Source organism: Bacillus sp. FJAT-28004 (assembly GCF_001280845.1).
GTDB lineage: Bacteria > Bacillota > Bacilli > Paenibacillales > Paenibacillaceae > Pristimantibacillus.
The window spans coordinates 1812689-1823456 of the sequence record NZ_LGHP01000001.1 but is presented as its reverse complement, the minus strand read 5'-3'; the positions used below and the strand labels follow the sequence as shown (position 1 = coordinate 1823456).

General features: G+C 47.3%; 8 protein-coding genes. 1 reads left to right on the top strand and 7 read right to left on the bottom strand.

Annotation, left to right across the window (positions count from 1 at the left end; genetic code table 11):
• Positions 1–2: 2 nt before the first annotated feature.
• Both addB and AC787_RS07530 read right to left on the bottom strand, forming a co-directional pair.
• Positions 3–3518 carry a helicase-exonuclease AddAB subunit AddB gene (gene addB, locus AC787_RS07535; protein ID WP_054024214.1) on the bottom strand — a complete coding sequence of 1172 codons (3516 nt, stop codon included), beginning with the start codon at positions 3516–3518 and terminating at the stop codon, positions 3–5.
• Positions 3519–3550: 32 nt separating this feature from the next.
• On the bottom strand, positions 3551–4981 hold the full coding sequence (locus AC787_RS07530) for a class I SAM-dependent rRNA methyltransferase (RefSeq protein ID WP_054024213.1): 1431 nt from the start codon (positions 4979–4981) through the stop codon (positions 3551–3553).
• Between the two features lie 86 nt (positions 4982–5067).
• Between AC787_RS07530 and AC787_RS07525 the strand changes: the two genes are divergently transcribed.
• Entirely contained in the window at positions 5068–6042 is a 975-nt protein-coding gene (locus tag AC787_RS07525) for a Na/Pi cotransporter family protein (RefSeq protein ID WP_054024212.1), read from the top strand.
• A gap of 2 nt (positions 6043–6044) precedes the next feature.
• Here the strand turns inward: AC787_RS07525 and AC787_RS07520 are convergent, their stop codons facing one another.
• The 5 genes from AC787_RS07520 to prmA all read right to left on the bottom strand — a co-directional run bounded on the left by AC787_RS07520 (position 6045) and on the right by prmA (position 10549).
• On the bottom strand, positions 6045–6476 hold the full coding sequence (locus tag AC787_RS07520; protein WP_054024211.1) for an NUDIX hydrolase: 432 nt from the start codon (positions 6474–6476) through the stop codon (positions 6045–6047).
• 115 nt (positions 6477–6591) lie between these two features.
• Positions 6592–7983 carry a tRNA (N(6)-L-threonylcarbamoyladenosine(37)-C(2))-methylthiotransferase MtaB gene (gene mtaB, locus AC787_RS07515; protein ID WP_054024210.1) on the bottom strand — a complete coding sequence of 464 codons (1392 nt, stop codon included), beginning with the start codon at positions 7981–7983 and terminating at the stop codon, positions 6592–6594.
• 5 nt (positions 7984–7988) lie between these two features.
• A complete protein-coding gene (locus tag AC787_RS07510; protein ID WP_054026957.1) occupies positions 7989–8765 on the bottom strand; it encodes an RsmE family RNA methyltransferase in 777 nt (258 codons plus the stop codon).
• A gap of 111 nt (positions 8766–8876) precedes the next feature.
• Positions 8877–9551: a site-2 protease family protein gene (locus tag AC787_RS07505; protein WP_054024209.1), complete on the bottom strand. Its 675-nt coding sequence runs from the start codon at positions 9549–9551 to the stop codon at positions 8877–8879.
• A complete protein-coding gene (gene prmA, locus AC787_RS07500; RefSeq protein WP_054024208.1) occupies positions 9551–10549 on the bottom strand; it encodes a 50S ribosomal protein L11 methyltransferase in 999 nt (332 codons plus the stop codon). The genes AC787_RS07505 and prmA overlap by 1 nt, the downstream gene beginning before the upstream one ends.
• Positions 10550–10768: the final 219 nt, after the last annotated feature.

The window sequence follows — 10768 nt, the reverse complement described above, 5'->3', positions numbered from 1 at the left end:
CATTACTCCCCTTCTAGCTGCTGCCATATATCTTCCTTGGAAGGTTTGCTCAGCTTCCTGTACTCATTACCGTCAAACTGAGCATCGAACTGACAAACCGCTTTATAATCGCAATATTGACAAGGCGTCTTCGTTCCGATGCGATACGGTTCAATCGAAACATCACCCGCTTGTATCGAGCTGCCGATTCGGCTGATTGTATTCCTGACAGAATGACGAAGAACATCCCATTGTTCGTTCGATACGACAGAAGAACTGCTGTAAAAGCTGCCATCCCGCTTCAAGGCAACCGGAAGCAGTTCTGAATAGCCGGTCTCCAATTCATCATCCATAAGCTTGACCGTTCCCGAATCCGCCGTAACAAGTCCACGCATCTTGAACCGCTTTAAGAGCTGACCGTTAGCCTCATTCGGACTGATGCTGTTTGTCATCGTCAAAATCGGATTATGCACATGAAAATAGAGAACGCCAGCTGGAGACGCAGGTTGACCGAGCCATGCAGATGCATGCGTAACCAAAACATCCAAATAAGTCAGCATTTGCAGCGAGAGCCCATGAGCGACTTCTTCAAGTCTGAGGTGCGTAGAGCTCGACTTATAATCAAGCACGCGCAGCAGCAGGCCTTCCTCAGTTTCCGCCGCATCAACGCGGTCTATTCTGCCGATAATCTCTATTTCACCGCCAGCCTCAAGCGGAATTCGGAGGGCAGGCAGTGTCCCATCAGGACCAAAATCAACCTCGGTGCCTACTGGATGAAATTGTGCTCTTCGAGCATGCTCACCCAGCATTAGCGCCGCTTGTCCAACAATTTCCTTAAGCTTGCGAGCAATATATTTAAAACGACTGCTGCTTAATAAGATTTGTGATTGCAGCTTCGGAACCAAATCATCCACCGTTTGTGAGACGACTGCCTTAAGCTCCGCTTCGGATGCCTTCCCCCAGCGCCCTCCAAAGTTCGTTGCCAGCTTGCTCAGTGCTGCGTGAAATAGCTGACCTACGTCAGGAGCATCCAGCCGGTATAGCTTTCTTTCCCTTAACTTTAAACCGTGTATGGCAAAATGCTGGAACGGGCACGATACGAACCGTTCCATACGCGATACGCTTACTTGCAGTCGCGATCCATAAAGTTCTCTAGCTGTATCCTTAGTAAGAAACAACTCCTGGTTCTCATACGTTAAAGAGCTTGTCAGCAGCTGAAGCTTATGCTGCCATTCCGGACGAACTGCGTACCAATTGTAAAGATCCCACCAGAAAGGCGCAATGGTTGCCCCCTGCTGCCATTTCCGGATTGCTCCGATCAAATAAGACATCGTTCGCTGCGGCTGGGATACGAACATCCTTTGCTCGGACAATGGCAAGCTTGGCGACGGTTCTGCCGCAATGCTTTGAACGGCAATTCCGGGGAACAAATGACGAACATGTCTTACAATCTCTGATGGAAGCAAACTCTTCCCTTCCTCATCAGCTTGTGCCCAGCTGAGCCATAAATGCCTGCTTGGCGTAGTCAATGCGTTATAAATCATGAACCGCTCATCAAGCAATCGCCTGCGCACTCCAGGCGCCATGACGATTCCATCATCAGCTAGCCGTTCCCGCTCAGATTCGGTAAGAATACCGTCTTCTTTCACTCGCATCGGCATAATTCCATCATTAGCGCCCAGTACATAACATACCTGTACATGCCCCGACCGCGTCCGATCCATACTGCCGATCAACACTTGATCCAGCGCTGGCGGTACCGCGGCAAGCTTCAGACTATCAAGTCCCGCCTCTATCATGCCAGCGAACAATTCAGGTGTTACGGTTTGCTTTCCTGCCAGCTCCACTAATTGGTCCAAAAGCTGCATCACGCTGTCCCAAAGCTGCTTATGACTTCTTGCTCTTTGTGTTTTTCCGGCCCCAGTATCTTGAATACTCCAGCGCTCCAGTTTATCTGCTGCTTCGGATTGATCAAGCAAACGATATAAAGCCTCACACATCTCTTGGACGTTATCTGCCTTGTTCAATGCATCTGCGAAGCTGCGAAGGGGAGGTACCACAACCTCTCTTGCAGCAAGCACGATATTGAATTCTCGCTGCGCCTTTTCACTGATTTTGGTCTCTATATCCTCATCATCATCAAGCGATACAGGAACTAATGGATGCCAGCGCTTATTATCAAGCCATTTCCACCCGTCGATCCCTGCCGCAAGTGCATAGTTTTCCAACATATCGAACCAATCTCTAGGCAGGCTGCCATCCACCTTAAACAGCATCTCCGTCTTAACGCAGCGGAACACAGCATCATAGCGCCAACCAAACAATACCGTTTCGAGAGCAGATCGGATAAATTCAATCAACGGGTGATGAACGGCCTTCTCTTTCTGATCGACAAAATAAGGAATGCCATAATCCGCAAAGACAAGTCCGATATAGTCAGTGTAATCCTCTGCATTACGCACCATAACAGCAATATCTCGCCAGCGAAGCCCATCCTTACGCGCTCTGCGAACGATATCACGAGCGACAGCCTCAACCTCAGCACGACGGTTCGCTGCGGCATGCAGCGATAAGCCGCAGCGTATATCCTCTGCATCTAAAATTGTTTTATCCGCTATAAGCATCGGAATTCGCTCGCTATAATGCTTCTCGAGATGAGCAAGCATCGGACTGTTTCTAAAACGAATGGGCGGACTTTCGTCCAGCATCACTGGCGGATTAATCTCAACTTCATATTTAGCCGCCAAATCCATCAGCTTATTATAGGTTTCAGCTGTAGGATGAAACAGATCTAACTCATGCGGCTGCTCTCCTAACCCATAAGCTTTGTTTAGCGTAAGCGTGACCGTCACCTGAGCGGAAGAAGCGATCAACGTTCCTAACGCTTCATATTCCGTTGGAGTAAAACCATAAAATCCATCTACCCATATATGCGCGTCATTCATAGCGGAGGCATTCGCAAAACCATTTTGCAAATAACGCAAATAATCCTCGGCGTCAATATACATACCCGCGAGTTCCTGCTCCATCTGACTATAAATGAGCTGCAAATCATGCAGCTTGCGCTTTAGCAATGTAGATTGACCTATACCTGCCTCAGAAGCATCCTGCTTTTCCTGTAAGAGCTCTGAATCTATTCCGTACCTTTTCCACTCCGTTAACAGTTCAGCAAGCCTATCAATGAATCCTGGCTGTTCCGCACCGCTTTGAAACAGCTCCAGCTGCTGTCCTAGCCGATGAACGATCTTATAGAGAAGCATATGCTTCCCCGTATCATTGATCGGTACAAGCGCCGTACCGCCCGTCTCCTGCATGACCCGAAAGGCTAGGCGCCGAAAGCTAAGCGCCTGTGCCCTGATCGTACCGTTTAATTCGCCGCTTTGGAGCAGTGCGTATTCGGTTTGAAAAGTAGCCTGTTCCGGTACGAGCATGACGAGCGGCGGTCCGTCCGGTTGAACGCGCAGCTGCTTTCTTATTTCATTCAAGCAATAGGATGTTTTACCGGCTCCCGAACGCCCGATGACAAAGCGAAGCGACATGTGCAACTCTCCCGTCTATTCGTTTAACTCGATTATTTGCTTCGTACTTCAAATATTGCGAATTTCAAGTAATGTCCTTCATTTACGCCAAGGAGCTGTGGATGATCTTTACCTGCAGCACGCCATTCGACCAAACGAAGAAGCTTGCCAGCATCTACAGCCGCTTCTTGGATCGTCTCCAAGAACAGCTCAGGGCGCATATGATACGAGCAGCTTGCCGTAACTAAATAGCCGCCTTCATTTACAAGCTTTAGACCTTGTAAATTAATATCCTTGTAGCCGCGGCATGCGCCCGGTACTGCGCTCTTTGTTTTTGCAAAAGCCGGCGGATCAAGAATAACGACATCCCACGTACGTCCCGTTCCGCCTTCCAGCTTCTTAGATGTATCTACGCCACCTAAAGCACGCTGTTTTCTCTCGTCGATCCCTTTCACTTGAACACGCAAATAGTCAAAGGCATCTGCAACAACAAACTCGACGCGATCAGAGTACCCATTGCGTTCAACGTTACGTTTTGCGGTATCAATGGCATGCTCCGAAACATCCAAGCATGTTACTTTCTTAGCGCCATATTTGCAGGCATGCAGCGTGAAACTTCCGGTATGGGCAAAACATTCAAGCACCGACGCGCCATCCCAATAAGGAAAAGTAACCACTTTGCCGTTCGCGTTCACAGGTACTAAATGAGATGCATCTGTTGAACGAATGACTGATGTACCTTCAGCTGGAATAGAGCCTGACTCCAGAGATTCACGGTCAACGAGATGAATGCCGCTACGACCTCCCCAGCCTGTCATTAGCGGAGCAATCGCTGCGCGGTTTTCACGTTGATCGAAGAAATAGCCGGTTTTCTGGCCTTCTACAATATCAACTTCTAGCTTCAATCCATTTTCCTCGATTTCGATGATCGATGGGCATTCTCCGTAAAGCACACCTGTGCGCTCCTCCAAACCTTCAAGCACTCGAACACCTACATCACTGCGCTCATAGATGCCAATCGGCTGAAACACGTCAATCAGTGCTTCAATCAGCGCTTCTTTTCTTACATCCATTCCAAGCGTTAGAAGCTGGAGTACAAGCACATTATTGAAACGGTCAACAACGAGCCCAGGCAGGAAATCTGCTTCTCCGTAAACTAGTCGGCAATCGGCATCCGCAACAAAGCGGCGGCGATGCTCTTGGCATTGTTGAAGGCGCTCACGGAAAAAGCCTGCATCCATTGCAGCAATTGGCTCATGAGCAACGATTCTTACCGTAATTTGTGATTTTGGATTCCAGTAGCCCGTTGCCAAATAACGGCCTTGATGAGTAACAACATCAACCAAATCACCTGGCTGAGCATCGCCTTCCAATCGATCAATTTCCGTTGCATAAACCCATGGATGTCCTTGCTCCAGTCTCTTTTTTCTTGCTTTTAGAAGAAATATTTTTGGATTGCTCACGTTTATCTCGCTTCCCCTCATTGGACTTGCTAGTCATGCTTGTCTTGCTTGCTGCATATGTATATTTACGAATCAAAACATGAAATAAATAATAAGGAGTTCAGAAAATGGTTCAAACTATACTTATTCCAATGCTGCTCGGGTTCGCTGTTTTCATGTGCGGCATGAAGCTAATGGAGCTAGCACTGCATCGTTTAGCCGGCCCTTATTTGACCGGAATATTGAAGCGATCTACCGCAACACCGATCCATGGACTCGCAATCGGCACAGTCACGACTGCTTTTCTTCAAAGCAGCACGGCCGTAACGGTTATCGCTATCGGGATGGTCAACGCTGGGCTGCTTACTTTCCCGCGTACGCTAGGCATCATTCTCGGAACTAATATCGGTACCTGCATAACGACAGAACTAATCGGTCTAAATTTAAATAAGCTTGCCGTTCCTTTATTAATCGTCTCCATCGGATTATGGCTGGTAACGGCATTGCTAGGTGAACTGCGTCTGTTTCCGGCTGTTCAGAATGCTCGCTGGCTTCCGTCACTTCGTTCTTCCTCTGTCGTTCTGTGCGGCTTTGCTCTGCTCCTTACCGGCATGACGATGATGCAAGGTGTAGGTCCTGCCGTCCAAGATAGCCCCATGTTCGGATGGTTTCTTGGAAAAGCAAACGATAGCTTATGGTGGGGACTTGCAGCGGGCGCGCTTCTTACAGCTGCTGTACATAGCAGCGCAGCCGTTATCGGCATTATTATGGGCTTCGTATCGATAGGTGCGATGCCTATCGAACTCGGAATCGCCGTCGTGCTCGGCGCGAACATCGGTACATGTGCAACTGCATTGCTTGCCTCAATTGGCGGCACTAAATCCGGTCAGTATGTCGCATGGTCCCATGTCGTCTTGAATGCCGGAGGCGCCTTGCTATTTATGCCATTCATTGGCGAGCTTGCAACGATCTCTGAATGGATATCTTCATCTGCAGCGGGGCAAATTGCTCATACACAAACGATTTTCAACATTCTAAGCTCCTTGCTTGCTTTACCATTTTGTTATCTTCGGACATTTAGGCGCCTTGATCCTGTTTCATAGCGCTAATCCGTTTGCAAGCCCAATAAATGGAATGCTCCCGCAACGATACGATGATTGTTATCGTATCCGGATTGCCTCTGACGTTTCCAAGCTTCTTGCGGATCGAACCAGTCGACCCCGCGAATCTCTTCAACTTGTGCCTGCAAGGAGCCGCCAACCGCTTCAACTAAATAATAATGGACCTCTTTATCGACCGTCCCAAATGCATCATGCTCATATCTATATTTTATCTGATCAATCGGAGCAATGATCACTCCTTCAAGACCCGTTTCTTCGACGATTTCACGTAAAGCGGTTTGTTCAATCGTTTCGCCGGGCTCCATTTTTCCTTTTGGCAGCGAGACTTTTCCGTAACGATCCTGAATGAGCTGAATTTGCAGCTTCCCTTCCTCGGTTCGGCGATACACGACACCGCCTGCTGAAATTTCCTTCATGTCCATTTCCCCCTTGCAGCATTGAACAGAATGTATATGCAGCAAAGGATTCCTCCATCTTTTCCAAATAAGGAATCGATAAGCAAAGGAATCCCCGCATTTTGTTAAGCTATAACTATGCTCTTATCGCTTCTGGTCGCTCCAGTACGAAGCTGTGCTGCTCCGTGTCGCTTGCAGCGGCAGGATGGTCTTCGAGCACACGAACAAGCTTAGCGCGACATTCATTAACGCCTGCTTCCGTGATTTTGACTCGGCAGAGCTTGCCGATCAGCGCTTCTGTACCGTCGAATACAACCTGAATATAGTTGTCCGTATAACCCATAACGAGTCCAGTACCCGGTGCTCCCTTGTAATCGCGCTCTGGGATTACATCAAGAACATGGCCGATGTACTGTTCTGCGTACGCAAGCTGCATTTTCTCTGATAAGTCAATTAGCTTATGCACTCGCTCATTCTTCACTTCTTCATCCACTTGCTCGTCCATTCGAGCGGCAGGCGTTCCTGTGCGCTTCGAATAAGGGAACACATGCATTTCAGCAAATTTCAAATCTTCCATGAAACGGAAGCCAGCTTCAAACATTTCTTCCGTTTCTCCAGGGAAACCGACAATGACGTCTGTTGTAATTGCAACGCCAGGCATTGCCTCGTGCAGTCTTTTGATTTTTGCTGCGAATTCTGCTGTCGTATATTTACGTCGCATCCGCTTTAATACGGAGTCTTCACCTGCTTGGAGTGGAATATGCAGATGGCGGCACATTTTGCTGGAACGATTCAACACGTCAATCATAGCGTCGTCGATTTGACTCGCTTCGATCGAGCTGATGCGTATGCGCTCAAGTCCCTCTATTTTGTCCAAATCCCATAACAAGCTTGTCAAATTATAATTTTCCATATCATCGCCATAGCCACCAGTATGAATCCCTGTCAGCACAATTTCCTTGTAACCGGAAGCAACAAGCTGTTTAGCTTGCTCTAGTACGCTTTCCGATGCACGGCTGCGAGATAGTCCGCGTGACCAAGGGATAATGCAAAACGTACAGAAGTTGTTGCAGCCCTCTTGGATTTTCAAGAATGCACGCGTGCGCTCCGAGAAGTCAGGTACATTCAGCTCTTCAAAGTCACGTGTCTTCATGATATTGCGAACAGCGTTAACCGGCTGGCGATCGCCCTGAATTTGATTGACGAAGGTCATGATTTTCTCGCGATCCTGCGTCCCGATGACAAGATCGACGCCTTCAATAGCCATTATTTCTGCCGGAGATGTCTGAGCGTAACAGCCAGTTACCGCAATGACCGCATCTGGATTACGGCGAACAGCGCGTCTAATAATTTGACGGCTCTTCTTATCCCCTGTATTGGTTACCGTACAAGTATTAATTAAATAAACATCAGCGGTCTCTTCGAAATCGACCTGCTCATAACCTTCGTTTTTGAATAGCTGCCATATCGCTTCTGTATCATAGAAGTTCACTTTGCAGCCTAGCGTATAAAATGCGACTGTTGCCATCGTTGTTACGCTCCTCCCATTTCTCCGGATTCATATAGTAAGCAGGTTAATCCTACGATACCTGCTGTTTCCGTTCGTAATATTCGTCTGCCTAATCCGACCAGCGCAGCACCTGCCGCTTCTGCCTCATCAGCTTCACGATCGGTGAAGCCGCCCTCAGAACCGACAATGAGCAGTACTTTCGGCGAACTGACCACTTCAGATCGCTGAATCCACTCTCGAATGGCTGTCTTAACTCCTCTGCCGTGGGCTAGATGACCTTCACGCTCGTAACAGAACAATACCAAATCATAATTGGACATTGACTTCACAAGCTCTTTCCAGCTATGAAGCGGCTCAATCGTAGGTATGCGGTTGCGATGTGCCTGCTCTGCCGCTTCCTTCGCAATTTTGCTCCACCGTTCAATGCGCTTTGCTTCCTTCTTGGCATCATATTGAACGACCATGCGCTCCGATTGAAAGGGTACGAATGCATAAGCACCGATCTCAGTCCCTTTCTGTATAACCAGCTCCATTTTATCGCCCTTTGGCAAGCTTTGTGCGAGCGTTATTGCCCATTTCGGCTCACTATCATTACCTAACATCTCAATAATTTCAGCTGTTATTAGCGTTGCAGATGCTTCAAGCACAGCGACTCGTGCCGTGCGCGACTGTCCGTCGCTGACGATAAACTTATCGCCTGGCTTCGTGCGCATGACCCTTGCTGCGTGATGTGCATCCTCGCCGACTAAGCGGATTTCGGAGTCGCCAAACTGCTCCGCCGCGATGAAATATCGTTGCATAATCGTTTTCCAACCACCCTTAAACAAATTCCATCCTTCATAATAACATGTTTGTATTCACTAAATCTATCAGAAACCGTTGCCAGCAGCCTACTTAAGCACGCGCAACATTTATAGGAAAATCTGGTAAACCCATGCAAAGGTGTTGTTCATTAAATCTGCGCCTAATCCAAGTACTGGATCAAGCGTAACTTTGCGTAGCGGTGGTATAAACACAATCAATAAAAAGATGAACATTCCCCACTGCACATTTTGATCCATCTTATAACGAATCTTAAGCGGCAGTAGATCAGCGATGATCCGGTAGCCGTCAAGCGGAGGAAGCGGTATAAGATTAAAAATAAACAATAAATAATTATACCAAATAAAATAATCAAAAAATCGATGAACAGCTGCATCAACGCCTACAGATGCTCCACTTAGAATGTCTGAAGCCAAAATCGCAACATAAATAAAAATACTTATCGTACCCATTAGCAAATTACTTAGCGGCCCTACTGCGGTTACAATAATGCTCATAACTCTCGGGCTGCTGAATTTGCTCGGGTTTACCGGCACGGGCTTCGCCCATCCAAACCCGGCAAACAGAATTAGAAGTGTTCCCAAAACATCCAAATGTACACGCGGGTTAAGAGTTACTCGGCCGGCATTATAAGCGGTATCATCGCCAAATTTATAAGCGCTGTAAGCATGAGCAAACTCATGCACCGTAAATGCAATAATTAAAGCTAATACGATAAATGGCAAATCCTCAAGAGGAAATCGCAAAAAGCTTTGCAAGTCCATTAAATCACCTGTGGCTTTCTCGCTACGATTGCGATCCAATCCTCATCGCGGCGCTTCTCAATAATCTCAAATCCGTGACGGATTAACCCTTCTTCTACATCTGTTTCTTTATTCTTGTAAATACCAGAAGCAATATATATTCCGTTTGGCTTTAATGCCGCATATACATCGTCCACAAACATCAAGATGATCTCTGCCAAAATATTAGCAACTACGAGATCTACCGGCACGGTAACCCTGAACGCACCGCTCGCAGATGCTTGTTCTCCTCCTGCAGTGTCTTCCTTAATTACACCAAGCAAATCGCTAAGACGTACTTCGACTTGCTCCGATAGATTATTTAGCGACACATTCTCTTTAGCACTGGATACAGCTACTGGATCAAGATCAACCGCAAGCACGCTTTTCGCGCCAAGAAGACAAGCTCCAATAGCCAGTATGCCTGATCCTGTGCCTACATCGATGACTTCTTCTCCGCCGCGAATAACTGACTCAAGGGTTTGCAGACACAGTGAGGTGGTAGGGTGTGTGCCTGTTCCAAAAGCCATTCCTGGATCCAGCTCAATTATGCGCTCATCTGGGCCAGCTTCATACTCTTCCCAGGTTGGCTTAATCGTTAACGAATCTGAAATGCGGATTGGCTTAAAATATTGCTTCCAAGCCGTAGCCCAATCCTCATCATCTACAGTAGCAACGATATATTCTACAGTGCCGGGATCAATATCAAATTCACGAAGCTCTTCGACGCGAGGTCTAATAGCTGCAACTAGGGCATCTGTATCGGTTTCTTCTCCAAAGTAGCCCTTAATGACAGCTTGGCCTTCTGGAATATCATTAAGCGGCGTCTCATACCATTGTCCAAAAGATGTATCACGCTGTTTGCTGAGTGTACCCGATTCTTCAATGGATACGCCCCCTGCTCCCATTTCATGCAAAAAGTTGGATATCATCTCTTGCGCCTCTTCAGTTGTTGAAATCGTAAGTTCAAACCATTTCATATGTAATATCCTCCAATGCCAATCGTAAACGGCTATCGCCGACCGCAGTCGACTAGACAAACGTTTCGCTTTAAAAACCTAACATCTATTGTACACCAGAGTAGTGCCTTTGCACAAAAAAATGGCACAAGCTGCCGAGGCTGTACCAAAAATAGATAAAACTATTAACCAAGTACAAAGAGGAATTGAAGTTAGCGTGAAGAAGATAACAACTATTTG